Genomic DNA, 26,678 nt, shown 5'->3' with positions numbered 1-26,678 from the left:
CGGATTATCTAAAGTTTAGTCTATCAAACTATAATAAAAACACAACATAAGTGACATTATGTTGTGTTTAGAATCTAATGCATACATTTTTATTATCCATTTAACTAGTTTATCTACTTCGTAATTTTCAACTTAATGTATATAGGGGTAGCGTCAGGAAAATGCGAATATACAACGTTAAGCATTTTCCTGACGCTACCCCCATTTGAGCAAGTCCTTGCCCTTGTTTAATTCGTAAAATTTTATCGGTGTGCGGATAAACTTCCAAACCAATATCATCACCGCCATTAAAATTTACTTTCACAAGTTTATTGAAGTTCATCGACTTTTCATTTACAATCGTCATAGAAGGAGCCCCCTTGGAATGTTTTGGTTTAGTCACTAATTACATTACCAAAAGTTGGCTTCTTTTCATGTTTTTTACTTTCACCTTATGGTGATATTCTTTTGTTTTCATAACAGTTGATATAACTGGGCTAGTAATAGTTATCGTATTAAGCTATGAATAATTCGGGTTTTGATTTACTGGTAATAGTATTTTTTGTCGATTCATTCTTTGGGTATTGAATTTATATCCATAATGATATTTCTGTTTTTGTTGTAAAATCATTGTTTTCAAAAACAAATAGATATAACTATTACCCTTTCGTTCTTTTAATTTTAAGCGCTTTACTGAATCTGAGAAAACGCAATTATGTCGATATAATAAATAAGCCTTCAAAGCTCAATAAACATAGTGTTTTATCGAACTCCAAAGGCTCATTAAATTTGTGAAGTTCTATCAATATACTGGAACCTCATTTTCACTTTTTTAATCTTGATTCACTTATTTTGGATTACATTTCGCTATAATTGTAGCAAGTGTTGATACATCTGGTCTCCAAGGCTCTATATTCCATGGGTTTTTAGTTGCGGCATAACCATAGTGACAACTGTATTGATCGTATAAACCACTTTGGTTTTTCCAATAAGGGGTCCTACCAACAAAAAGCGGAAAACATACGCTAAGCAAAATTCGACACGAAGAAAGCTGATATTTCCTACATTAAGGAATACAAGAAAATTAGGTATTCCGTAAATCTATACATTTACAAACGCTTGGGAATTCCATTTGTTTCCCACTTAAAGACGTTCGTGAATGGGTGTTTTGTAATATACGAACGTTCATTATCCATACATGCATTTATGAACAATAGACTTCAAACGGATAAAACAAATTTACGCTTCTTAACGTATGTTTTCCGCGAAATGTTGGCGGTACCCCATTAAGTAAATAATAACCCACTATTTGAGCAATTTCTTGCCAATTATAACCTATTTTCTTTCCACTTTTAAAATCATATAGATTTCCATCGATGATAACATCACCGTCTGCAACCCTACAAAAGCAGAGGAAATACCGAAGTTTGGGTTATAGATGATGTCACTGGATGGGTTGATTATTGGGACGAAATTTTCTTGAAATACATCACATAGTAGTTCTAGATCTTTAATGACTTTATCATCAGGTTCATCAAAAAAAGACTCTTCAAAAGGATTGGCTGGGTGGAGTCCGGAACGGTAAATACGTTCAAGTTTAGCAAGGAAACAAGCATCTAAAATCAGTTTCTTAACATCTTGCTTGTTTTTAGTAAATGCTTTTAATTTTTTTATACTTTTTTCATACCTTTTTTCACTTTTGGACTCAATAGAAGGATGGTTCTTTAAAAATCGAGATAAAAGCCTTAACCCGCCCTCTGCTGTTAGATTTGAGTAGGCTTTATCTCTGTGTGCCTTAGCTTCTCAGGCAAGCATAATTCTCGCTAAATAATCAAACGCAGTTCCAATAACTGAAGAATTATCACTTTTTAACAGTGTATATGGAACCAATGCTAAATAATCCTTGTTGGAAAATGCTTCTTACCTGATATTGTTTGGAAATCCTTCTTGTTTGGGAGAATCTCTCTTAAAATCATTTGAACCTCTTTTATTTTTTTACTTAAGTATACTATTTATTGTTCTCAAATATTCTCTCCGTCATCAGATTTTATCCTTACGTCCAGCTTGATCTCCTCTTTCGTGCTAGTATTGTTTTTAGTAGAAAGATTAAGAACAAAAGGTAGAATGGCAAAAATAAAAAATTGAACAGCAAAACTTGCATCAATCGCACCTGAAGCTTCGAGACTATATGCCATGCCTGTCACCGGCAGGTAAACATCCTTGATAAACCCCATACCCAGGACATTGTATGGAACGTTCACTCCGAGTATTTCTTTATCTCTTTCGATTTCCTTTTTAAGTTTTTCGTTTATTTCTTGAGGTGATAACTCATCATAGGGATTTACGGCTTCCCGAACTGGTAATTCATCGAAGTTAACATCTAATGTTAAATCTATATGCTTAAAAGAAGAAGCCAGGTTATACGGACCGACTTGCTTCAACGTGTCTGCGATGGTCTGAACACTAATCATTTGTAGATTCCTTAAACCTGAAACTGTTCGACTTAGCATTCCCGTAGTAGCACCTACAATTTCGCTTAAATTACGACTTATTAGGTTCATATGGTTTATTGTATCTTGAATTGCAACATAACTAGATACCGTAGAATGTATTGTTTCCACTATAGGTAACATTTGAGTACTGATACGGTTGGTATAGGAGTGTAAGTCTGCTAATGGTCGTATCACTTGATTTGCAGCTGAAGCTATTTGTTTATATTGGTTGCTAAAGTTATAGAACCCTGCACTATCCAATTGTGATCCAATAACGACTGCAGCTAGTGCTTGTTTTTGAACAGCTTGTACCCCAGGGCTTAACGATAATTTATTAAACTCAATATGAACAGTACTTTCGTTCGTCATTAGTAAATCACCTCCCGTAAATATTTTTGGTTATACAATCTTATATCTACAGTTACGTGTAAATACAGGAATACATATATACAGAATTTTATAAGTACAGTATTGATTTTAAGATAGTACTAATCATGCTCTCGATTTTACGAGGATTTAAGAAGCCAGTTCAAAAATGCGCTTTTGTGTTTCTAGACAACGCTGAAAATTTATAAGTGGATCCTCAGATCTCGAAGTTGCTTCTTTCTCTATACTAGTTAGTTCAACGGCATTATTTATTGCAAGTTCTTTTGTATATTCAAATATTGGATTTATAAGCAAATCAAATCTATCCATTGGGAGTTCGTTGCTGATCTTTTCATAATTAGGTTGTATTATCAATTCATCCAAATGCTTCATTACATCTATAATGATTTCCTTTGTAAGCGTACCATTTTGTAGAGCGTATAAATAGACCTTTAGAGCTTCTCTAAATTTTACAACAACATCAGACTCTTGTTTCTGCTTTGATTTATTAAAAAAGTTGCTCAGAGAACACAACTTCCGGAGCAACTTTCTATCAATTATAGTGAAATCATTAATAAACTTAACTTTAATCCATTCTCAATCTGTAACATTGGCGGCTTGGAAATCTTTTTATCATTCTTACATAAAAATCAACGATTCTTGTTTCTATTATTACAAATTTCCGTATTTCATCTTCTTATTTTCTGCTTTTTTTTAAAACGTTTTTTCGGTTCATTATACCTCACCTTGATTGTTCTACGGTGATAAATAATATAAAGAAGCGATCCTATAATAAGTAAAATCGAAACGAGTTGTGCAGTCCGTAGATTACCAACTAAATACAAACTATCTGTACGCATACCTTCGATAAAAAACCTACCTATAGAGTATCCCATCAAATAAGTTAAGAATACTTCCCCTCGCAACGGATTTGATTTCCTTAATAACAGAAGTAAAACGAGAATGATAATGTTCCACATTGATTCATATAAAAATGTGGGATGATAGGTCATACCATTTATCGTCATTTGATTAATGATGAGTTCTGGCAAAATTTCATATATAAACGAGCCATCTAAAAGCTGTCCTCCATGTGCCTCTTGGTTTATAAAGTTTCCCCAGCGACCGATTGCCTGTCCTAAAATAAGGCTAGGTGCCACAATATCGGCTAATTGCCAAAATGATATTTTTTTTACTTTGCAAAATACAATTGCCGTGAGTACTCCACCGATAATTGCTCCATGTATAGCAATGCCACCTTCCCAAACAGCAAACACACGCCAAAATGGTCCGTCAGCATACCTTTCCCACTCAAAAATCACATAATAAATTCGCGCAAAAACAATTGCGATTGGTACGGCGTAAACCATAAAGTCTACAAGCAAATCTTTATCTAAACCAAGCCGTTCTGCCTCTTTTATGGCTAACCATAAGCCTAAAGCAGCACCAATGGCAATAATTACACCATACCAATAAATCGTAAGCGGTCCAATTTCCAAAAACACCCTATTCAGGGGGTCTACTGTTGTAAATATCACTTTTAAACCTCTATTCTATAATTCTTCTATTCATTTATTAAACAAGCAATAAGCCATCTAAATCCACTATTTCTATTTTTTTATTTGATTTCTGTTTAATATATCTCTTTTCTTCTAATTGGGTTAGCTTCCTACTAATCGTTTCTGGTGTCGTTCCCAAATAGGAAGCTATATCTTTTTTACTCATTGGTAGGATAATCTCATTTGATTGATCATTCCCAAGACATTGTGCTAGAAAAAGTGCAATCCGCGTTTCTACCTTCTCCGTTGCAAACAATGTTGTTTGTCTTTCGGACTGGTCTATTCTTTTTGAAAAAGCAGCTAAGATTTTTAATGAAATGGATTGGAACTTCATTAGAATTTCTTGTAGGTCTGAACGTTTTATCATGCATACACTTGTATCCATTAGTGCTTCAGCGTAGGATTCATGAATTGATTCATTAAATAAAGCATATTCACCTGTAAATTCGCCCGGACTTAATATACGTACAAGTTGTTCTTTTCCCGATTCAGCTAATCGGTAAATTTTAATTTTACCCTTATTTACAATATAAAGTGAATCAGATTGATCACCTGCATGGTATATGATTTCCCCTTTTTTATAGGAAGTAGATTTGGTTGTTTCAATGATTTCATCTAGTTGCATTGCATCCAAATGATTAAATATAGGAACCAAAGAAACGCAGGGTTTATATGTTCCAATGGTATGATGATCATAGGTATTGTCATGAGTATGCATGCTTTTCACTCCTTCGCTTAAATAATGACTATGGAGAAAAAAGACCGGCCTCCCGGCCTCTTTCCTATGCATGTGCAACTTGCATATTTGTAACTCCCATCATATTTTTGTGATTAAAACGAATTAATCGCATTGCATTTAAGATGACAAGTATTACACTTGCTTCATGGATGAACATACCTGATGCTAAGTGGACAGTTCCTGCTAAAACGCCGGCTAGTAGGACAAAGACAATACCGACAGCAAGGAATGTATTTTGCTTCATATTCCGAATGGTTGCTTTTGATAGAGAATAGGCATGTGAGAATTGTTTTAACTTATCTGCCATTAGAACGATATCTGCTGTTTCCATCGAAATGTCCGTTCCACCTTCACCCATCGCAAGTCCAATATCTGCGGTTGCTATGGCAGGGGCATCATTGATACCATCGCCAGCCATGGCTACGACACGACCTTCTGCTTTCATTTTCTTCACATATTCTACTTTGTCTTCCGGTAATAATTCTGCATGAAATTCATCTAAGCCTAATTGGTTTGCAACTAATTCTGCGGTGTGTTTATTATCACCAGTAAGCATAATGATTTTTTTGATCCCATTTTTTCTCATTTCCACTAATGCAGCTGGTGCATCATCACGGATTTGGTCAGCAATCGAGAAGATTCCTCGAACTTTTCCATCTACCGCTGCAAAGATAGCTGTATTTCCAGATTTCTCTCGTTGGATCGCATATGCTTCGACCTCTATAGGTACGTCAATATTTTCTGCATTCATTAACTTCCGATTACCGATTGCTAGACGATATCCTTCTACATTGGCACGAAGTCCATTCCCTTTAATGACTTCACCATCCTCAGGTTTTTCGCCTACATTCAATTCTCTTGCTTTTGCTTCTTTCACGATGGTTTGACCTAAATGGTGTTCAGAGATTGTTTCTGCCTGAGCAACCAATCGTAATAACTCATTTTCATCTTGATTATCAAATGTATGGATGTCTGTTACTTCTGGTTTTCCTTTTGTTAATGTACCTGTTTTATCAAAAACGAGTGTGTCGACTTTCGAGAATTTATCCATCACTTCTCCACCCTTAACAAGTACCCCGTTTTTCGCACCATTCCCAATACCAGCGACATTTGATACAGGAGCGCCAATAACAAGTGCACCAGGACAGGCGACAACTAAGAATGTAATGGCTGTGTGTAAATCTCTTGTGAAGACATAAACAAGGACAGACAATACAACAACGGCTGGTGTATAGATATTGGCAAACTTATCAAGGAACTTCTCTGTTTTTGATTTAGATTCCTGTGCTTCTTCCACAAGTTCAATGATTTTCGCAAAGGTTGTATCATCCCCAACCTTTTCGGCAATGATTTCAATGTATCCATTATCGACAATCGTGCCACTAAATACTTTGTCATCCAATTTCTTTGTTGCTGGGACAGATTCACCAGTAATAGCTGCTTCATTTAAAGATGCTTGACCTGTAATAATTTTTCCATCGACAGGAATCTTCCCACCAGGACGAATAACTACACGATCTCCTTCAACTACATTTTCTACTGGAAGGGTCATTTGCTCTCCGTCACGAATAACGGTAGCTTCCTGTGGGGCCATATCAACAAGTTCTTTTAAAGAAGATCTTGTTTTTTGCAATGTACGAGCTTCTAAATAGTCACCGAATAGGAACAAGAACGTAACGACCGCTGACTCTACATACTCTCCAATAATGATGGCGCCAATCACAGCAATCGTAACGAGTAACTCAATACTGAATGCCTTCATGCGAAGTGCTTGGAAAGCCTTAATGAAAATTGGAATACCTGCGATAAGCGTTGCTGCAAGTAAGATTCCTTGTCGTAAACCTTGATAACCTGTGACATGTGTAAGTATTGCGAGAACTAATAATGTAGCTGATATTGCGGTTATATGGTTTTTGTGTTTGTGAATATGTCGAATCATTTTTATCCTCTCATTTCTATGTTAATTTCTTATTGATATTACTGGAAAACCCAGTGTTGACATTGTTTTTTCTAATCGTTCTTCATTTACTTTTGTTTGGTCAAATACCATCCTAACCTTTCCTAGTTGAGGGAAAACATTGACAGATTTGACACCATTTAGCTGTGACAGATGATCTTCAATCTTTTTAACGCAACCCGCACATCCAAGTGGTTCAATTTGTAAAACTGCCTTCATCATTGTTTACCTCCTCTCCAACTGTTCTTTATGCTTTTATTATAGAACCCTTTGCCACTTTATTAATTGATTATAATCAAGCTTTGGTAACTTTCTTTAAAACTTCTTTGATTCCACCACCTATTTGTTCTTTGGTACATCTATTTTAAATAATGCCAGCCTATCAAGATAAAAATCGAGTAGTCCTCTTTATCTGAGAACTACTCGATTTATTTATTAGTTTATAACTGGATAACCTAGCTTTTCAATCGTTTCCTTTATTTGTTCTTTTGAAACATTTTCTTCATTATACGTAGCTTTTACCTTACTTGAGTTAAACATTACTTTTGATTCTTCCACGCCATCCATCTTTCCAAGTTTTGTTTCAATCTTTTTAATGCAAGATGGGCAAGTTAATGGTTCTAATTGAAATTTTGTTGTTGTCATATTTACCTCTCCTTTGTTTGACTATGTCTATATTATAAAACGAGGAAAGACTTCCTGCCTTGACTATGGTCAAGGAAGTTTTTTAGTGGAAGACCTATTCCTTCCATAAAAAAAGCTATCCATACCCAGCGACATCCTTTTATAAGTCTAAATTTTATTAATAGGTGAAGTAAATGAGCAGCATGAAAGACAAAGTAGTAATTATTACAGGAGCAGTATCTCAGCAATCGGATATAAACGATTATCTTCTAAGAAAGGAAATCTTTGTAAGATAATCTAAACATACCTTTTCATTCGATTTCTTCTACATCCTTTCCCGTTATAATATGTTCCTCACCCCTAATCCCCTAGATAATTCTTTTATTGATAAAAAATCAATTTAATCTTTTTTATCAAACTTTATAATGACTATGACACTCGTCTTCCATCGTCACAAACCAATCATTATAGTCCTGTTGGAAAATTGTTTTATAATATCGATTTTGAATGCGGATTTCGACATTCATTCCTATATACGCTTCGTATTCTTCTTGACCAATCCATATTCTCCAGTCCTGTTCACCTACATCAAAAATTATGATTCCTGTCCGCATCATAAACCACATTCTTCAATAGCCATTTGAACAATTTCCTCATCGATTTGTTCTTTCTTTTGCTGCGCTCCATACAGGAGGGAATTGATGGTTAATGTGTTAATGACGCGTGGCCATTCCTGTGAACACAACGAAATGGCTTCAAGGACAGATGCTGTAAAAATAGGCATCCTGGCACCACATAGTTTTAAATGATGCTCAATACAGGCGTAAACATCGTCTTTGCTCAATGACTGTAATTGATAACGCATGACAATCCGCTGTGCCAAGGGACGATGGTGATTTAAATTCAATCGCATTTTTAAATGTGGTAATCCCGCTAATATTGTGCTTTTGTGTAACCAGTATTCCACAAAGGAAATGTACCCGGAGCATATCCGAAATCGCAAAGCGTTTGAAGCGTTACCAGATGAATTGAGTAGGGGTGGCAGTTGTATAGTGAATCCGCTCGGAATTTTATTGTGGAACCTGTGATTGGAGAAGAAAAAATCATTTATGCTGACCTGGACCCAGATAAAATTGCCGAGGCACAATTTGACTTTGATAGTGTAGGACATTACTCCAGACCAGATGTCTTCCAGCTCGTTGTGAATAAGGAGAGGCAGGAAAATGTGGTTTGGAGGAAGTAACTCGTGGCGGGTGCCTGTCACTTCCTGAGTTTATCGCCAGCCCTATACCCGTATTTCCAGAGGCGGGTTCGATAATAGTTGCTCCAGGCTGTAATAAACCTCCCTGTTCCGCACAATCATATAAAAATCTGCCCTGTCCTTTACACTCCCACTCGGATTAAATGATTCTAACTTCACATAAACTTCTGTACTCCCCGGACTTATTATTTAATTTTACTAACAGAGTTGCACCGATTAAATCCGCAATATTACTAACTACTTTCAATTAAATCCTTCCTCTCAATGGAAATTAAAATAGTTACAACATATTAAAATAATTATTCCTATTGAATTACTGAGGGTAATTTATGCAGAGAGATAGGAAAGGTGACTGGGATTGGGGGGAGATTACTAAGACTGCCGATGCTGCGCCATGAAATTTTTTCACCTCAATATCTTCTCGGCTAGGATTGCGATTAATTGGCTTCTTTAAGCAGATTTGTAAAAGTAAGCTGCGTATCTGTAACGAGCGCGCTTTCAACGAACGTTTATAGCATACCTCATTCATCCATAAAGGGATTAGTATATTTTAGAAAATAATTTAAATGAAAAATGTTGATTTGGGTCAAGGAATGGAATGACAAGATTCATTAGAATTAAATATGGAATATGACAGAAAGGAGTGAAGAGAATAATATGTTCCGCAATGCAACCAGTATGAATTAACGTTTAAAAATGACGAATATAAAGGAGAGATTTAGAATGAAATTTAAATCGAAAATGGTTGGGACAGCACTTTTATCTATAGGACTGATTGTCGGAGTACCTACATTGGCTAGTGCTCATTGTGATACGCCAGAAGGACCAACATATGATGCTCTACAAGCAGCAATTGATGAAGGAAATTTTGACCATATTGCTTATTGGGTGCTGGAAGAAGACGAAGAAGAATTACGAAATATCTATGATCATGCTATCAGCGTTATGGAAAAATCTGACGACGAAGAAATTGATGAATTAGCTGAGCGTTATCTTTTTGAAAACTTTGTCCGTATTCACCGTGCAGGAGAAGGCGCCCCTTACACTGGAATTAGTCATGAACCTGTCGAACCTGGTATAGCTGCAGCTGACGAAAGTATCGCACAAGAAAGTTTGCAACCATTAGAAGACGGCGGTTTCATTACAGATGAAAATCGTGACGTTGCAGAATCAGCTTTTGAAGAGCTATTAGCTCATAAAGACTTTGATGTTGAAGATACAGAAGCCGGTCGTGAATACGTAAATGCTTATGTTATCTTTACGCATCTTTTTGAAGAAGGACATGGAGAAGAACATAGTGAAGGGCATGATCACGAAGACGGACACGTACATGGAGAAGAAGCACATGGTGATACACATGCTGAAGAATCAACCCCGTCACATGCAGCATCTCATGAAGGCCAAACTTCTAATCTAACTTGGGAGGCTCGCACCGTAGACGAAATTAAAGCTGATCTTCCTCCATATCATTCAATCGAAGACCTTCAAATTTATAAAGTGGTATGGGGAGATACATTATGGGGAATTTCACAAGCTACAGGCTTCACTGTCGAAGAGCTATCTGAAGCATTCCATATTACAAATCCTGATCTAATCTTTGCGAATGACATACTTGGAAAATAAAATCCTTTCCACCTATCTGATTGCCGATACTACTTATAAAAAACAAATGATCTATTGTTAAAATTGAGAGACACGGTAAAGCAGTATCTATAGATGATGAAGATCATGGGTTAACACAAAAAGATAAAAATGGGATACAAAGATAAGGAATGCGTGCTTTTCTTAAATAAAGAAAAGCACGCTTTCTTATTAAATAAAGAAAGAGCAGGCAGTATTATTACTAATGTGCGAACCTAAAATTTAGCATATTATTTCAGGAAAGTAAAATTATAATCTGGAGTAATTTGAAAGAAAGTCCCCTATTTTGGAGGGGACAATGTGACTCTTTACAGCATTGTTCTTTCGCTGTTTTTCCATATTGTTTCATAAATTTCGCGACATTATCAGCTAACATTGCCTGTCTTTTCCCCTTTTGTTTAATGTAGAATAAAAATTCGTCTGTAGTTTTTCCGTCATGGAAAATTCGAATGTAATTATTAAAGTGATCAATGGCTCTCTGCATGAGTGGTACGATTCTTATTTTGTTTCCTTTTCCAAATAAAATATCAAATACATATTGACTTTCATGCTCATTGGCCCGATTTATTTGAATTACTTTTTCTTTTTAGAGGTATTCCATACTTTTTACTATGTTCAATGGTCTTGCTAGTTTTTGAGCTTCACTTTTGGTCATTTTAATTGGCATCAGATCATCTCCTTAAAACCATTATGGCCATATTTTCATAGTTTTATAATTTATTTTTTTACAGGCTTAAGCCTGGGTTTATCGCTTAAGCTTCAGTGTTCTCTAATAATGACATATCTTGTTTAAAACACAAACCATTTTTGATTGATCTTATCGGAAAAATTTTGTGTACGTAGCATTAAAGAAGTAAATTTCCTCCTGATGTCGGAAATCGTGTCGTTTGCTTCGCTTTACTCCATGCTATTAAATAAAACCTATATGCGCTTTGTATCGGGTATCGAACCCTCACAAAACGACTATTTCATAAAGACCACTGAAATAGTACACTTCATTTTCGTATAGTTGCATCTGCAACTATACTCCATTCGCTTATCCATCTTTTTTTCATGCATCGAACACTCAAAAAAGAACAAGCTGCCTCTCTATCTAATATTTGGTGTTCTTCTTTTGTATCTTCCTTCTTTGTTCTCCCAATTCTAATGCTTGGCTCATAACTCGGTAAAGGGCGTGCGAAAAAGCAAAGGAAATCGGCAAAACCAAGTAGGCTAACCTGAATGATTTATAAAACATTGGACAATGATTGGCTAGAGTTTTCCCTAGAAGTGATAGTAGTGTTCTTTTCGAAAGATACGTATTTAATTCAAAAACCGACAACTTCCCTTATTACAGATAAAGAACAATATCTAAATCAAAGTCAATTTGCGGTGTATCTAAGTGAAAATGGATTAAAATATGACCGGGCAAAAATTAATATGTATTTAAAAAGAGGTAAATTACCAGAACCCACTTTAATCATAGCCGGAATGAAGTATTGGGAGAAATCCGTATGTGAAGCTTACTTGCATTCGCAAATGAATAACTAGGTTTTATTACTATTTATATTTAAAATTATTAAAGGGAAAAAGTACATGAAAATGGTATGTCTTCTAATGAAAAATTTGTTTAGATATTAATCAATATATCAAGCAACTTGACATACTTCTATTCTAAGTATTGAGTTTTATCGTTACTAGTTATATAATAATTCAAAAAACAATAAACATTTCAACCAAGGATGTAAAAAGTATGGATATCGGATATAAGGCAAAAATTGGCGATGAAATCTATTTTAAGTTCGGCATAAAAGGTATTGTTGGAAAGGTTTATGATAATTCAGTAATCGTAATAATCACTGAAAATAATACACATTTAACGTTTGAAAGGAACACAACAGTTGTAGGACATAAAAATTATAAGATCCTTACTTCTATAAAGGAAAAGAAACAAGTCTAGGGCACAAATATTCCTAAATTAATAGACTACCAAAATAGTATCCCTATTCCTATGTAGTGCAATACGAAGAAGCTTTAGCTTCGTTCATGCTTAAGCAGGTTGCTATGAAATAATGAAATCGGTTTCCTTTTTAAGGAAAATGCATTTCAACAAGTATCAATATCGAAACCATAGAAAGGAATAGAGATTTCAAAGCATGGATGAAATAGAAAAAATGTCTGAAGTATAAAGTAACAAGTTAGTGAACATCAAATTAAGTTGAATGCTGAAACATTATCCGTTTGCCAAGATATAATTCAACATCCCCACTTCCATGGACAGATGTCATATCAATGGCAAAAGAAACAATAGAACAAGAAAAAAAAGACTGGTCGAATGGTGGAAAAACAATTGTTTTTCCCGATTATATGTCAGGCATCGAGCCTGATTTTGGTTTGCTGGAGCAACCTTTTTGATGCATATTCGGTGAAGGAAAAGAAACCCATTGACTTCTGTATTCTCTTTAAAAATAAAAAACACACCGCACAAGACCTCACGATGTATTTAAGAAAAATCTTTATCCAATTGTTCTAACCATTCATTCAGCAATTCAATCTCTTCTTTTGATTCGATATTCATCCTTAAATATTCAAGATCAACAGATTAATAGTTACTAGATAAAAGTTTGAATGCCCATATTTGACCTTCTTCCGATTTCCAATGAACACCAGCACGTAATCGATCAAGTATAATATCTTCCACCGAGATTAAATAAACATAATATTCATCGTCAATTTTAACTTTTACTACTTCCTCGTAACTACCTGCTAAATAATTATCTGGTATTTCAACACAATTGACCTATATATTTGTAATTACATTTTTACAGATATACAGGTCTATTAATTTCTGTTGATTTAAATTGATAAATGGATAATTTTTCATCAAGAAACTCCAATATAGATAGCTATATAATTAATGAACTAATCACACACTACAAATTCAAACGTGTTTTATTCATTCTTTAGCTTTAATATATTCCGTGAAAAGTATCAGACGCGTGAGGAAGCTAAAGGAAATTCTACTATTTTTTCCTAATGGAAGGTATTTAATTTTGTTTCACCTTCCTTTAATTCGTAATTTACTTGATTTTTCGGTCTTTCTCAGTTCTGTATCTTCTATATCTAAATTCGCTACTTCTGACAATCGAAGTCCAATGTCAAATATATATGTGCAATTGTAAGATTCACAATGCCACAAAATAACACCTTTGATTTCCCTTTCCTTGCGTGTCTAAAAGAAAATAAGTAGGGGCTGGAAAAATCCCAGCCCCCATTAATTCCTCTTACCGAAGGAAATAAATTGATGACGCCCACACAATGGGCCAGTATTCCCACTCATACCAGCTGCGAAAAGAATATTTACTCTTCGTCATCATCCTCTTCAAAATCATCGTCGTCTTCCAATGCTTCTTTGCCGAGGTAGGCTTGCAGCATCCAGATACTTTCATCCAATTGATCCTTGAAAGCAATCAGCGTATCTTCGAATGCATCATCGCCTTCTTCTTGTGCCAAACGGATAGCGCGAACGGTTAAGCCGCGGGTACTCCTGAAATCTCCGATCACATTTTCAACCATTTCTTCTGCTTTCAAATACTTGTCAGCCGGGTCTTCCGAAAGCATGGAGTATTTTTCGAACTCGGCGGTTGTGGAAGCTGGTTTATGGCCGGAAGCGATTAAGCGTTCCGCAATTTTATCGAACCACGCTTCATTTGTGTTGTGCAGTTCTTCCAATTTGTCATGTAGAATGAAGAAATGCGGTCCTTTCACATACCAATGATACTGGTGTAACTTCACGTGCAGTGTGTGGATATTTCCCAAAATATGATCCGCAATGGCTGCTGCGTTGATTTTTGTGTGGTGTACGTGTTCTTTGTGCTCTTGCTCTTCTTGCAGTCTTTTTTGCGGTGTTTTGTCTTGTACCATGTTTCTATTCCTCCTATTATTTTTAATATTTGCTGCCACTATTACTAAACAAACTGTGGAAGTAGCTTCCATTTTAATTGTAACTTGGGATGCTTTTACCTTCGATTTGATGACTGGGTATCCCAGGTCTTCAATCGCTTGTTCAATTTTCTCCACTGTAATGGTCTCAGCGTCGAAATTCGCCTTTACCTTACTGGAGTTGAACAGGACGTTTACGCTGTAAGATCAACACCCCTTAGTCTTTTTACGGCATTGTAAATCTTTTGAATACAGGATGGACAGGATAAGGTTTCTAATTGAATGATTGCTTTTTACATCACGCATTTCTCCTTTTTATTTTTTTAATGTAAAATTACGCTTGTTCTTTTGTTTATCTTCTTTACACTTATAAGTATAAAATGTTTGCGGATATTAATAATTGACCCTGGTCACGTTTTAAAAAAACTTTCTATTCGGATGGAGATAATTCTGTTGTTATTCATCTTCCGGAATGGTATCCCCATTTTTATACGCAGGTCTTTTTAAATGAAACATTGCTTTCACAAAGAAAATAACTAAAATCACCACACCGATAATAAATATGGTGTCTGGAATACCTCGAATGAGCAGTAAATTCTGGATCATATCCTGTTGTAGAAATTCGCTTGTGCGTGATGACCAATAACCATTAACAAAAGCTTCTTTCAGTTGAATAAATCCAATTGGCATTAATGCAACAAAGACCATTCCAAACAAACCAATATTCAATGTCCAGAAGGAAACCTTGAGCCATTTATCATTCCATTTCTCCGGTTTTACGACATGCCTTAGGGAGTAGAGCATAACTGCTATGGCGAACATACCGTAAACGCCCATCATGGCTGCGTGTGCGTGAGCAGGGGTTAGCTGCTGGCCATGTTCAAAATAGTTAACTGCAGGAAGATTGATCAGGAATCCTGTTGCTCCCGCTCCAACAATGTTCCATAGTGATGTTGCAATCAGGAACCAGAACGTCATTTTATACGGAAAATGAACGCCACCCGCTTTTAGCATCTTATATTGCTCATAAGCTTCTAATACCAATAGTGTAAGAGGGATGATTTCCAATGCACTAAATACGGCACCGATGGCAATCCATATTTCAGGTGATCCGTTATAATAATAATGATGACCCATTCCTAATACACCTGAGCCCAGCAATAATATAATCTGGAAATATAACATCCGGACGACAGAGCTTTTAGTGACGAGTTTCATCGATACAAGCATGAACCCAATAATAACAACGGCAAATACTTCAAATATTCCTTCTACCCACAGATGGACGACCCACCAGCGCCAGAAGTCGGACATGGTAAAGCTGCCCTCTGGATTGATGAAGAATGCAAAAATGTAAAATGCTGGTACGGCAATGGATGCATAAAACAGTAAATGAATTAAACCGCCCTTATCCCGTTCTTTTTTCAATCCGCTATGGATGCCTCGATATAAAATAAATAACCATATCACGAGTCCAGCCACTAGAGCATATTGCCATATTCTGCCTAGTTCTAAATATTCCCAGCCTTGATGGCCTAATAAGAACCACAAGTTGCCGAGGAAACCATTGATGCCTAACCATTCACCGATCATGGACCCGCCAACGACGGTAACTAGTGCCCAGAACAGGATATCCACCAATAACCCTTGCCGTTTCGGCTCCATGCCGCCAACTTCCGGTGCTAAATAAATTCCTAAACCAAGCCATGCTGTTGCGATCCAGAAAATAGCTAATTGCAAGTGGTAACCTTTTGCAACTCCGAATGGCAATAGATCATATATCCAGTCCAATCCGAAAAACGAAGTCGGTTCGGTGTAATAATGAGCGAGTAATGCTCCAAACATAACCTGTACAAAGAACATGATTCCGACAAGCAAGAAAAACTTAGCAGATTTAACCTGTGATACGGTTACCTTTTTCTTTTTCAAATCAAATACCGGATATTTGTCCTTTGTAAAAGCAGGCTCCATCCCAAAGTGATATTTATAGAAAACATACAAAATAATTGCGATAAAGATGGCGAGCACTGTAATACTTACCGCACTCCATACGATTGCCGAATAAGACATTGTATTCCCAGCATCTTCATAGTACGGCCAGTTATTTGTATAGGTTATTTCATCTCCAATACGTTCTGTACTGGATAACCATGCTGTCCAGAAAAAGAAATGTGAAATTTGCTCTACCTGATCCCCATCAGCCACATAGGCACGATCTGTCTCAGGAAGATGTGATTCCTGAATGAGTCCCGGCTTTAATCCCCAGCCGTCCCCATTTGCGAATACATCTCGATAATATGCTTCCACCCTTTCAATGCCAAACACTTGCGCATCGGTAACATAAAGGGTGTTTTCTTCTTCATTATACCTGTTTTCACGTATTTCCTTAATGACCCGGTCTTTAATGATTGCTTTCTTAGCTTCATCTAAATCGGTATATTTTGAGCTATAATCTATATCTGCATAATAATCCTGCATACCTTCCGTATATACTTTCAATGCCTCTGCTGTATAGTCAGGTCCCATATAGGAACCATTTCCAAGCACGGTCCCATAATCCATTAAGCCATATTTTAGAAAGACGGCCTGACCACCTTTAATCGTATCTTCCGTCATGATCACTTCCCCGTCAGGTGTGACCGCTTCCATAGGAGTTGGTGCCTGACCTTTAAAAATCCCATACCCGCCAACAATAAGTGCAGTAAAGCTAAGCAATAATGTGATAATCAGAACGGTTTTGAGCAATCCATTCGCAGTGGTAGGCTTCTTATCCTGGGAATGGGGCGTGCGGTTTCTCTTCATTCTAATCTTCCTCTCTATTTAATGTTAAGAAGGCAGATAAACGAGACAACAATGCAATAAGCGCCTTTGTCTAACCTTCTTTACGTTAATTATCCAATACATGCTTATAGAAGTATTTGATTTAGGTCAATATTTCCTGTATACACGACGGCTATAGTGAAAAGACAATTTTTGTTCACAAAAAGAAATAGCGTTCCAGAGACTCTGCATATTATCCAATAAGAAAAAAGTATCCACCATTGATGGATACTTTTTCTCATTAATTATCAAACTGTATTGAATCATATGGATCAACCGTATTCCTCTTGATTCTTGCCTTTCCAAATTCTAAAGCAAAAATGGCTGTTGTTTCTTCTCCCTTTTTTAACTTACTTTCGAAACTAACATCCCTATCTGTGAAATATCTTTTAACTTTTTCAATTTCAGATGAATGTAACTTTCTTACAGTAGCATTTTGAACCCGAACAAATTCATATTTACTCTTTGGCAGAGTTGTAAAAGAAACAATATTATTTATCTCAAATTCCTTTACCTTTTGACTATTTGGGTCCGTTGAAATATAAATAACGCCCGGTTTGCTAGTATCTTCATATAAGTTTACAACCCTAACATTTGGTTTATTATTTACTGATGTACTTAGAGCTATATGGTCATGATCCTTTAGAATTCTTTTATATTCGTTCAATAAATCCATGTTACAAAACTCCCTTTATAATTAGCATTTTAGATAAGATGATTTCGCATAAAATCTTTCTCGATTACATACGTAGTTTAGCAAATAAAAGGATTAAAAAGATTGATTTAGGTCAATGTTTAACGATTTTTTTAAGAATGATCTTCTTTTAGCTCTTATTATCAAAGAAACCATTTATATTACCAAATCTGGTGCTAATGGACTCAAAGAGAACCCTTCCGAGCCCGTTACCTCCTTATTTGATTCCTCAATATAATCATCCAATTATATAAGGAATCGCCTTTACGAGTAAGTATGCTTTAAATCCCATCCAATGATAAAAGGCTACCGGATTCATGGTAATCCCCAATGTTTTCAGCAGCCTTTCCTTATTGTTAATTTTTATAATAATTTTCAACATATTTTTCAGGGTTACTATTAAACTCTTCGACACAACTTTCACAGCATAAATAATATACATTACCTTTATAAGTTAACTGTAATGCAGAACTATTTACTTCCATTTCTACACCACTTACTGTGCATTTTGTTGTCATTTTAAATAACCTCCTTGTTTTTAACTATAATTTTATTTTACTAGTATCTTTTCATTCCTTCCTTGATGTGCATCATTTTTTAAGTTCTTAGTAAACTTTTAAACTTAAAAGAAAAAGTTATCAATATGTATTTGAATTTACTATCAGTATTTCGGTTATTAATAATTTATTATTATCACCTTTAGGAGTAATATTATAAATGTAGAAAGCAAATGCATTTATTTTCTATAAAATATTTTCGGTGGTGAAGTTTAATGTCAATAAGTAAATCTTCTACAATGGTAGAACAGCTCAGCAATTGGGTCTCTTCTAGGCGTTATGATGATCTTTCTAAGGAAGCAATTCATGCTCTTAAAGGCCGTGTACTGGATTCGATTGGTTGTGCAATTGGTGCCCTGGAAGAAAAACCAGTGAAAGCGATTCGCCAGATGACGGAAATGCTCGGTGGTGAGCCACTTGTTACCTTAATTGGTGGAGGAAAAACAACACCAGATTATGCAACATTTTATAATGGTGCTGCTGTTCGCTACCTGGATTTTAATGATTCTTATTTAGCTAAGGATGAAACATGTCATCCATCAGATAATATAGCACCTGTTCTTGCAGCAAGTGAATTTGTAGGGGCAAATGGACATGAATTTTTAACTGGATTAGCCATTGCATATCAGGTTCAATGTCGTTTGTCAGATGTAGCCCCAGTGAGGGATCGTGGATTTGATCATACCGTTCAAGGTGCTTACGGTGCGGCAGCTGGAGCAGCACATGCAATGGGACTAAGCAGATTCCAAATTGCTCAGGCTATCGCAATTGCAGGTACTGGCTATAATTCACTGCGTGTAACCAGAACTGGCGAACTTTCAAATTGGAAAGGTCTCGCTTATCCTAATACGGCAATGGGTGCGATGCATGCATCATTACTTGCAAAATATGGTATTACGGGTCCAAAGGAAGTTTTCGAAGGGAATAAAGGTTTCATGGATTCGATTGCGGGTCCATTTCATATAGATTGGGAAAAAGAGGATCTTGAACGTGTAACAAACACAATTATTAAACAATATAATGCTGAAATTCATTCCCAGTCTTCAATTGAAGGCCTCTTGGAACTCCGGGATCGTCACAATATCGCATCAAGAGATATTGAGTCCATCCGGTTAACCACCTTTGACGTTGCATTCAATATTATCGGTGGTGGTGAAGAGGGTGGCAAAAAAATCATTCGCTTTAAAGAAGAAGCAGATCATTCATTACCATATATGCTTTCAGCAGCATATCTCGATGGTCAAGTAATGCCCGCTCAATATGAAGCAGATCGTATTGTAAGGGAAGATATCCAGCAACTCCTACAGAAGGTTGATGTTAAACCAGATGGACATTACAGTGATCGTTTCCCAGACGAAATGGCATGCAACATCGAAATTGAAACGAAGGATGGTCTTAGTATTTCCATTGAAAAGAAAGACTACCAAGGTTTCAAAACACGTCCAGCAACGTGGGATGTATTAATGGAAAAATATAATGAACTAACAAGTAAAATTGACCGCGAGCTTGCAACAAAAATTGCCGAAACCATTCAAAATCTCGAGGAAATTGAAATTAATGAACTTACAGATTTGCTTGGTCAAATAAAAATTGTGGAGGATGATCAGTGATGAGTAAACAAAGAGCGTTCCAAAAAATTCGTATGAACAACCGCCAGGAAAAACCGCGTACCCGTGGCATCACCGAAATTCGTGGTCCATACTATACTGTAATGGGAAAACGTTATCTACAGGATGTTTTAGAAACAATGGGTGACTATGTTGACAGTTTAAAGTTTGCTGGAGGAGCATTTACATTGTACCCAGAGGATAAATTGATAGAATTAACAGATCTTGCACATCAATATGATGTTAAAGTATCGACAGGTGGCTTTATGGAAACTGTTCTTACACAAGGTCCTGAGGCCGTTGAACATTATATTAATGAATGTAAACGAGTTGGGTTTGATATTATCGAAATTTCAACAGGATTCATTACCATACCAACAGATGATATTGTTCGAATCGTTGAAAAGGTACAAAAAGCTGGACTACTAGCGAAACCAGAAATTGGAATCCAATTTGGTGCAGGTGGTACAAATACAATTGCACAAAATGAAGCAGCTGGTATATCTGATCCTTCAAATGCCATTGAAATTGGCAAACGCTGTCTTGATGCAGGAGCTTATATGTTAATGATTGAATCAGAAGGAATTACAGAAAGTGTCAATACGTGGCGTACGGAAATAGCTAATCGCTTCGCATCTGAATTAGGTACAGAGAAAGTTATGTTTGAGGCAGCAGATCCTGATGTGTTTAATTGGTACATTAAAAATTATGGACCTGAAGTCAATCTCTTTGTCGACCACAGTCAAATTGTTCAACTGGAAGGATTGCGCCGTGGAATTTGGGGAAACAATGACCTTTGGGGCCGTGTCCTTACATTTGACGATGGTAAAAATTAAATTGTAGTCTAGCAAAAGTGCTGTTCTTTATGACGGGAAGATTTGCTGGCATGATCTCTTTACAGTGGGTAAGTATTCCAACTCCAAGTAAAGGTATCATGCCAGTCTTTTTATACAATAACTAAAAGTTCTCAATTAACCCATACCAATAAAGGATCAAGATTTCAACTAATTTATTGGTGGAAAACTCAATCGGCTCCATAACCATAGGGGTGTATGTACATCTATCGGATCAATGCTTGTTCCAGTAAGTGTTTCTCTCCAATTTTCAGCAACAATCTGCCTGTCTTTAGTGGTTCCTCTTAAAACTTCTTCTGAACATAATCCAAGTTTAACTGTAGCTTTTAAAATATGGGTGTCTGGTGCAATAGAAATCAATTCCCGATTTTTCCATTGGATATATGCATACTTTTCTAAAACATACATCCAGTAATTAAATAGTTTAGTGCCAGACAAATATGAAAATTCTGATTTTCGCTTTTCTTGAATGATATATTTTAAAATAGCTATATCATAATGTGCTGTATCTATTAATTTGTACATTTTTCTGTTCCGATGAATGAATAATCTCCCTGGCTATCCTTTGCTGAATTACCGGATGCCTATTTGGCTGTAGGGCAATTTTGTAGTGAATTAAGATATTTTTCAATTCGTCATTACGCTCTACCACTGCAATCGGATCAAAAATCCAACGGGCGTTTGGCTCATTGTAAGCATTAGCTATAGACTGCCATAAAGGGTATACCGGTCTTTGGTAATCCAAAGCTACCCCAAACGTTAAAACATTTGGAAGTTCATCCTTTGGCACTATTTCAACTAAAACATCTTCGGGTAATTCTTGACCACCGAGGTGCCCAAGTTTATACATGGCTAGTAGAGATTTAACTTTCTGTAATACTATTTATTTGCCATTATCTTCCTCCATATCCCCTTTAAATATAATAATCAATTTATTCATTTCTAGCGGATTATATCCACTTACTCTTTTTATCTCATATATTATTGTCATCGACCAGCAAAGTCATGGGAACACCGGTTATTCCATATTGTTCAATAACTTCTGGTTCCTCATATATGTCATGTTCTTCATACTTTATATCATTAGTCGATAAAAACTTTTCTACAGTTTGACAAGGGACGCAATTTAGTTTACTTAATTTTATAATTTTCATGTCTTCCTCCTCTAGTTACTTATGATAATTATCCCTAATAATTATAATTTATATTTTTCGTATTTATATTTATTGTACACAAAAGATAGTAAAAGTTTATTGACATAGATCAAATTTTTTAACTCCTTTTGGTGATAGTATAGTTTTATAGACACACAAATAAAGAAAGGGGATATAAAATCTCATTAACTTTATATTGGCATCCGCAATGTCAAACATGCCGTAAAGTAAAAAAGTGGTTGGATGAACATGAAGTTTCCTATACCGCAAAACAAATCGTAAATGATCCCCCAACACGGGAAGAACTTCTCGATATGTATCAAAAAAGTGGACTTGAATTAAAAAGCTTTTTTAATACACATCATAAGAGGTATCGTGAATTGGGAATAAAGGATAAAACAAAGAAAGCAACAGAAAATGAATTACTGGATTTATTGGCTTCAAATGCAAGAATAATAAAAAAGCCCATTTTAACAGATGGTCAAATTGTTATTATTGGATTTAAAGAACAGGACTTTATAAAATTACTTTCCGAGTAATACAGGATAAAAGATTGGTATCTAATAATAACGGATTCTGTAATAATCATAAATATTTAACAAATGTAAGAGAAAATGACCATCAAATGGTATATCAATTTTGGTGGCCATTTTTGTTGATATAAAAGGGTTTGTAATCATGTTAAAAAATTAGGAGGATAATGATGGGAGCTCGCTTTTTGCTAGGTAGGTCTGGTAAAGACAAAAGTGCCAGAATTCTTGACGAAATAAAGACGAAAATAATAAATGATCCACAAGGCCCTCCCGTATTTTATATTGTTCCAGACCAAATGACTTTTCAGCAAGAATATGCATTACTTAACGGGAAGGATATTCAAGGCAGCATTCGTGCTCAGGTCGTAAGCTTTTCCCGTCTGGCTTGGCGCATTCTTCAAGAAACGGGTGGCAGTTCAAGACAATTTATTAGTTCCATTGGTATTCAAATGATGCTTAGAAAAATCGTGAAAGACAACACGTCTGGTTGGCAATCCTTCCAAAAGGGAATAAGGAAACAAGGCTTTTTAGAACAACTTGAGCAAATGATTACTGAATTTAAACGCTACCGGATAACACCAGAAATGTTAGATAAAGAGATTTCAGAGATGAATCATGTTGTTCACAAAGAACCAACGGAAATTGCTCTATTAAAAAAGCTCACAGATATATCCTATATTTATAAAAAATTAGAGTATAACTTAAAAGATAAATATATTGATAGTGAAGATCAATTAGCTTTACTGGCAGAAAAGATCAATCAGTCAACATCGTTATCTAGTGCAGAAATTTACTTTGACGGATTCCATCGGTTTACACCAAAGGAACTCCAAGTTGTTGAAGCATTAATGAAGAGTTGTAAAAAAGTTACATTTGCACTGACTTTGGATGATGAAAAACAAACGGTTGTAAATGAATTAGATTTGTTTTATCAAACATCAGAAACGTACCAAGTCCTAAAATCAATTGCAGAGGATAAACAGATTGCGATAGATGAAATTGTTAGACTAGATTCAAAGTATGAGAAATTTAAGGATAGACCTTTTTTTGCCTATCTTGAGGAAAACTTTAATGTTTGGCCAGCAAATGCCTATCAGAAAGAAGCACCAATAAAAATTCAAGCAGCTGCACATCCTCGTGCTGAAGTTGAAGGAGCCGCACAAGAAATCATTCGTCTCGTTCGTGATGAACATTATCGATTTAGGGATATTGCTACCTTTGTCCGACAAACAAATGTCTATCATGATCTTATTGCAACGATTTTCCGGGAATATAATATCCCCGTTTTTATTGATGAAAAAAGAACAATGTCAAACCATACATTCATTGAGTGTATCCGTTCAACTCTTGAGATTGTTGAAGGAGATTGGCGTTATGATGTAATCTTTCGTGTATTGAAGACTGGATTTATTCCATCCACAGACACAGAATATCCATTAACATATGATGCGATTGATGAATTAGAAAATTATTGCCTTGAATATGGAATCCGTTCTAGAGAACAGTGGTTTAGTGAGAAACCGTGGATTTTTCAGAGATTTCACGGATTTGACCAAACCAAGCAAACAGATGCAGAAAAAGAAAAGGAAAAACGGATTAATCGATACCGAAAGCAAGTTGTTCAGGGACTTAAAGATGTTGATGAAAACTTTAGAAAGTCCAATACAATGAAAGAAAATTGCCGAATATTGTATGAATGGCTTGAAAGGAACGAAGTACCTGTATATTTAAAGGCATTACGTACCTTTTTTGATGGCCAAGGGAATATTGAAAAAAGTCGTGAGCAGGAACAAGTATGGATTGCATTCATTCAGTTGTTAGATGAAATGGTCGAAATTGCTGGAGAAGAAACGATGACTCTAGCAACCTTTAGATCAACATTAGATGCGGGCCTTGCTGCACTAAAGTTTTCTCATGTACCACCAAGCATGGACCAAGTTATTGTTGGAACGGTTGATAGATCTCGAATAAGTGGTGTTAAATGTGCCTTTTTGCTCGGTGTTAATGATGGCATTTGGCCAATGAAGCCAAAATCAGACAGTGTAATCAATGAGCAGGAACGAGAGTTGTTAAATAATCATGGATTAAAATTGGCTAATAGTACAAGACGACAGTTACTTGATGATTGGTTTTATATGTATCTTACATTTACTCAAGCAACGGACAGGTTATGGATTAGCTATCCATTAAGTGATGAAGAAGGAAAGCCGAAAATGCGGTCCCAATTAATTAAACGGATGGAGGATTTTTTCCCTGTTTGTACAAATCATGGCCTACTTCAGGATTCAGATGAACTTATAAAAGCGGATCAGTTCATTACAACGCCTTTAAAAACAAGGTCTGCTTTAATAACCCAACTAGCCAGGAGTAAAAAGGGATATCCGATTCAACAAATTTGGTGGCATGTATTAAATTGGTATATTCTCAATCATGAAAAATATGGCTTAACCTATAAGATCTTACAAAGCTTATATTATCAAAATAGACCAGTTCATTTATCAAAAGAAACGGTGAATAAGCTTTATCCAAAGCAAATTAATGCTAGTGTAACAATGCTTGAGACATATTATCGTTCACCTTACGATTATTTTGCTAAATACACTCTAGGTCTTAAAGAACGAAAAATATATAAACTTGATAGACTAGATATTGGGCAACTTTTCCATGAAGCATTAAAAAAAATTTCGGAATGGATTGAGGACGATGGTAAGGATTTTTCTAAATTAAGTAAAGAGGATGCGGAAATCTATGCAAAAAAGGCTGTAGCACTATTAGCACCAATTTTGAAACATCAGATTTTGCATCGTTCTAATCGCTACAAATATATGGAACAAAAATTACAAGATGTCATTGCAAAATCTGTATTTATTTTAAGTGAACAAGCTAGAAAAAGTAATTTTATTCCGATTGGAGTCGAACTTGGTTTTGGTAAAAATCGAACATTGCCACCAATAAAAATACCTCTTAAAACAGGATTTGAGGTTCATTTAAGCGGACGAATTGATCGTGTAGATAAAGCATTATTCCAGGATGAACTGTTTTTAAGAATTATTGATTATAAATCAAGTTCTAGAGGGCTTGATCTTACCGAAGTATACTATGGTTTGGCATTACAGATGCTAATCTATTTGGATGTTGTCTTATCCCATTCTAAACACTGGCTTGGTGTAAAAGCAAAACCTGCTGGTGCATTGTATTTTCATGTGCATGATCCTATGATTTCAACAGGTAAAATGTTGGGAGATACAGATATTAAAAATAGAATTTTAAAGAAGTATAAAATGCAAGGGATACTTTTAGATAATAAGAAAATTGTAAAATTCATGGATACAACACTTGGAATAGGTGCAAGCTCGATTATACCAGCTGGTATCAAAAGTGATGGTAGTTTTAATAGCTATTCAAGGGTCGTGGGATATGAAACATTTTATTACTTAATTCAGCATGTAAAAAATTTGGTTATTCATGCGTTTACCGATATTACAAATGGATTTATTCGTTTGAACCCTTATCAATATAAAAATAAAACAGGCATTACATTTAGTCCGTATCATTCCGTATCCCAATTTGATCCTAGTCTAGAAGGAAATGAGTACCGGAAACTGAAAGAACTCACGGATGAAGAAGTACTGGACTTAATTATGAAATGAACCACAGGGACAGGTTGGTCCTACCGGGTTTTGCAGAGGACTATGGTGCCTGTCCTTGAGGTCCCTAGTCACTGTGATTCCTACTTCTCTTCATCATCTGAACTACCTTCAATACGCTCTTCTATTTCTTTCTTTACGTCATGCCACCATAAAGCTTCTTCTGGTTCCTCTAAAGTTTCCTTTATTTCAGCTTTTTGGGATCATATTACTTCTCTCACTAATGCACCACTTAGCTAAAGACCTTTTCATACAATATTAGCATAATACTCC

27 protein-coding genes and 1 pseudogene are annotated in these 26,678 nt (G+C 35.7%); 9 read left to right on the top strand and 19 right to left on the bottom strand.

Annotated features, from left to right (window positions below):
- Positions 1 to 127: 127 nt before the first annotated feature.
- From CIL03_RS08815 to CIL03_RS19680, 12 genes are all read right to left on the bottom strand, one after another.
- Entirely contained in the window at positions 128 to 346 is a 219-nt protein-coding gene (locus CIL03_RS08815) for a cupin domain-containing protein (protein ID WP_094885469.1), read from the bottom strand.
- Between the two features lie 153 nt (positions 347 to 499).
- The gene (locus CIL03_RS19590) at positions 500 to 721 is read right to left on the bottom strand and encodes a restriction endonuclease subunit S (protein ID WP_108721242.1); all 222 of its coding nucleotides are present in this window, start codon (positions 719 to 721) and stop codon (positions 500 to 502) included.
- Between the two features lie 105 nt (positions 722 to 826).
- Positions 827 to 1,012: a DUF2599 domain-containing protein gene (locus CIL03_RS20385; protein ID WP_206207681.1), complete on the bottom strand. Its 186-nt coding sequence runs from the start codon at positions 1,010 to 1,012 to the stop codon at positions 827 to 829.
- Positions 1,013 to 2,000: 988 nt separating this feature from the next.
- Complete coding sequence (locus tag CIL03_RS08805; RefSeq protein WP_094885466.1) at positions 2,001 to 2,840, bottom strand: hypothetical protein; 840 nt, start codon at positions 2,838 to 2,840, stop codon at positions 2,001 to 2,003.
- A gap of 147 nt (positions 2,841 to 2,987) precedes the next feature.
- On the bottom strand, positions 2,988 to 3,230 hold the full coding sequence (locus tag CIL03_RS19685; RefSeq protein ID WP_133087824.1) for a hypothetical protein: 243 nt from the start codon (positions 3,228 to 3,230) through the stop codon (positions 2,988 to 2,990).
- Positions 3,231 to 3,526: 296 nt separating this feature from the next.
- Positions 3,527 to 4,372 carry a prolipoprotein diacylglyceryl transferase gene (lgt, locus tag CIL03_RS08795; RefSeq protein WP_094885609.1) on the bottom strand — a complete coding sequence of 282 codons (846 nt, stop codon included), beginning with the start codon at positions 4,370 to 4,372 and terminating at the stop codon, positions 3,527 to 3,529.
- Between the two features lie 40 nt (positions 4,373 to 4,412).
- Complete coding sequence (locus CIL03_RS08790; protein ID WP_094885463.1) at positions 4,413 to 5,114, bottom strand: Crp/Fnr family transcriptional regulator; 702 nt, start codon at positions 5,112 to 5,114, stop codon at positions 4,413 to 4,415.
- A 64-nt stretch (positions 5,115 to 5,178) separates the two neighbouring features.
- Complete coding sequence (locus tag CIL03_RS08785; protein ID WP_094885462.1) at positions 5,179 to 7,074, bottom strand: heavy metal translocating P-type ATPase; 1,896 nt, start codon at positions 7,072 to 7,074, stop codon at positions 5,179 to 5,181.
- A 21-nt stretch (positions 7,075 to 7,095) separates the two neighbouring features.
- The gene (locus tag CIL03_RS08780) at positions 7,096 to 7,314 is read right to left on the bottom strand and encodes a heavy-metal-associated domain-containing protein (RefSeq protein WP_094885461.1); all 219 of its coding nucleotides are present in this window, start codon (positions 7,312 to 7,314) and stop codon (positions 7,096 to 7,098) included.
- A gap of 213 nt (positions 7,315 to 7,527) precedes the next feature.
- A complete protein-coding gene (locus tag CIL03_RS08775) occupies positions 7,528 to 7,737 on the bottom strand; it encodes a heavy-metal-associated domain-containing protein (protein WP_094885460.1) in 210 nt (69 codons plus the stop codon).
- Positions 7,738 to 8,129: 392 nt separating this feature from the next.
- Complete coding sequence (locus tag CIL03_RS08770; RefSeq protein ID WP_094885459.1) at positions 8,130 to 8,330, bottom strand: hypothetical protein; 201 nt, start codon at positions 8,328 to 8,330, stop codon at positions 8,130 to 8,132.
- Complete coding sequence (locus CIL03_RS19680; RefSeq protein ID WP_133087821.1) at positions 8,330 to 8,629, bottom strand: hypothetical protein; 300 nt, start codon at positions 8,627 to 8,629, stop codon at positions 8,330 to 8,332. Before CIL03_RS19680 ends, CIL03_RS08770 begins: the two co-directional genes overlap by 1 nt.
- A gap of 132 nt (positions 8,630 to 8,761) precedes the next feature.
- Here CIL03_RS19680 and CIL03_RS08765 point away from each other — a divergent pair, with 132 nt between their 5' ends.
- Positions 8,762 to 8,959, top strand: a complete 198-nt coding sequence (locus tag CIL03_RS08765; protein ID WP_206207680.1) for a hypothetical protein — start codon at positions 8,762 to 8,764, stop codon at positions 8,957 to 8,959.
- A gap of 19 nt (positions 8,960 to 8,978) precedes the next feature.
- On the opposite strand, the pseudogene CIL03_RS20080 reads toward CIL03_RS08765, so the two are convergent.
- Positions 8,979 to 9,224, bottom strand: a pseudogene (locus CIL03_RS20080) (pyridoxal-phosphate dependent enzyme); the annotation flags it as partial.
- A 476-nt stretch (positions 9,225 to 9,700) separates the two neighbouring features.
- Between CIL03_RS20080 and CIL03_RS08760 the strand changes: the two are divergent.
- From CIL03_RS08760 to CIL03_RS20235, 4 genes are all read left to right on the top strand, one after another.
- On the top strand, positions 9,701 to 10,600 hold the full coding sequence (locus CIL03_RS08760; protein WP_094885458.1) for a DUF6448 family protein: 900 nt from the start codon (positions 9,701 to 9,703) through the stop codon (positions 10,598 to 10,600).
- Between the two features lie 1,239 nt (positions 10,601 to 11,839).
- Positions 11,840 to 12,148, top strand: a complete 309-nt coding sequence (locus CIL03_RS08750; protein ID WP_094885454.1) for a hypothetical protein — start codon at positions 11,840 to 11,842, stop codon at positions 12,146 to 12,148.
- 202 nt (positions 12,149 to 12,350) lie between these two features.
- The gene (locus CIL03_RS08745) at positions 12,351 to 12,557 is read left to right on the top strand and encodes a DUF2187 family protein (protein WP_094885453.1); all 207 of its coding nucleotides are present in this window, start codon (positions 12,351 to 12,353) and stop codon (positions 12,555 to 12,557) included.
- A gap of 332 nt (positions 12,558 to 12,889) precedes the next feature.
- Positions 12,890 to 13,012: a hypothetical protein gene (locus CIL03_RS20235; protein WP_276282839.1), complete on the top strand. Its 123-nt coding sequence runs from the start codon at positions 12,890 to 12,892 to the stop codon at positions 13,010 to 13,012.
- A 945-nt stretch (positions 13,013 to 13,957) separates the two neighbouring features.
- On the opposite strand, the gene CIL03_RS08740 is transcribed toward CIL03_RS20235, so the two are convergent.
- The 4 genes from CIL03_RS08740 to CIL03_RS08720 all read right to left on the bottom strand — a co-directional run bounded on the left by CIL03_RS08740 (position 13,958) and on the right by CIL03_RS08720 (position 18,571).
- Positions 13,958 to 14,521 carry a Dps family protein gene (locus tag CIL03_RS08740; RefSeq protein ID WP_094885608.1) on the bottom strand — a complete coding sequence of 188 codons (564 nt, stop codon included), beginning with the start codon at positions 14,519 to 14,521 and terminating at the stop codon, positions 13,958 to 13,960.
- 474 nt (positions 14,522 to 14,995) lie between these two features.
- Entirely contained in the window at positions 14,996 to 17,341 is a 2,346-nt protein-coding gene (locus tag CIL03_RS08730) for a nitric-oxide reductase large subunit (protein ID WP_094885452.1), read from the bottom strand.
- Positions 17,342 to 17,600: 259 nt separating this feature from the next.
- A complete protein-coding gene (locus tag CIL03_RS08725; RefSeq protein ID WP_094885450.1) occupies positions 17,601 to 18,035 on the bottom strand; it encodes a pyridoxamine 5'-phosphate oxidase family protein in 435 nt (144 codons plus the stop codon).
- Positions 18,036 to 18,409: 374 nt separating this feature from the next.
- Positions 18,410 to 18,571 (bottom strand): YHS domain-containing protein, encoded by a 162-nt coding sequence (locus CIL03_RS08720; protein ID WP_094885449.1) that lies wholly within the window; start codon positions 18,569 to 18,571, stop codon positions 18,410 to 18,412.
- 254 nt (positions 18,572 to 18,825) lie between these two features.
- Between CIL03_RS08720 and CIL03_RS08715 the strand changes: the two genes are divergently transcribed.
- Positions 18,826 to 20,220, top strand: a complete 1,395-nt coding sequence (locus CIL03_RS08715; protein ID WP_094885448.1) for an MmgE/PrpD family protein — start codon at positions 18,826 to 18,828, stop codon at positions 20,218 to 20,220.
- Complete coding sequence (locus tag CIL03_RS08710; protein WP_094885447.1) at positions 20,220 to 21,053, top strand: phosphosulfolactate synthase; 834 nt, start codon at positions 20,220 to 20,222, stop codon at positions 21,051 to 21,053. Before CIL03_RS08715 ends, CIL03_RS08710 begins: the two co-directional genes overlap by 1 nt.
- Before the next feature lie 168 nt (positions 21,054 to 21,221).
- Here CIL03_RS08710 and CIL03_RS20070 read toward each other — a convergent pair whose 3' ends face one another.
- Together CIL03_RS20070 and CIL03_RS08700 are read right to left on the bottom strand one after the other, a co-directional pair.
- Positions 21,222 to 21,596, bottom strand: a complete 375-nt coding sequence (locus CIL03_RS20070; protein ID WP_240508031.1) for a hypothetical protein — start codon at positions 21,594 to 21,596, stop codon at positions 21,222 to 21,224.
- Between the two features lie 449 nt (positions 21,597 to 22,045).
- Entirely contained in the window at positions 22,046 to 22,225 is a 180-nt protein-coding gene (locus CIL03_RS08700; RefSeq protein WP_094885446.1) for a glutaredoxin family protein, read from the bottom strand.
- Positions 22,226 to 22,404: 179 nt separating this feature from the next.
- On the opposite strand from CIL03_RS08700, the gene CIL03_RS08695 reads away from it, so the two are divergent.
- Entirely contained in the window at positions 22,405 to 22,764 is a 360-nt protein-coding gene (locus tag CIL03_RS08695; protein WP_094885444.1) for an arsenate reductase family protein, read from the top strand.
- A gap of 164 nt (positions 22,765 to 22,928) precedes the next feature.
- The gene (addB, locus tag CIL03_RS08690) at positions 22,929 to 26,408 is read left to right on the top strand and encodes a helicase-exonuclease AddAB subunit AddB (RefSeq protein WP_094885443.1); all 3,480 of its coding nucleotides are present in this window, start codon (positions 22,929 to 22,931) and stop codon (positions 26,406 to 26,408) included.
- Positions 26,409 to 26,678: the final 270 nt, after the last annotated feature.

Origin of the sequence: Virgibacillus indicus (assembly GCF_002266285.1) — a bacterium.
GTDB classification, from domain to species: domain Bacteria; phylum Bacillota; class Bacilli; order Bacillales; family Amphibacillaceae; genus Virgibacillus_K; species Virgibacillus_K indicus.
This window is presented reverse-complemented; position numbering and strand designations above follow the sequence as displayed.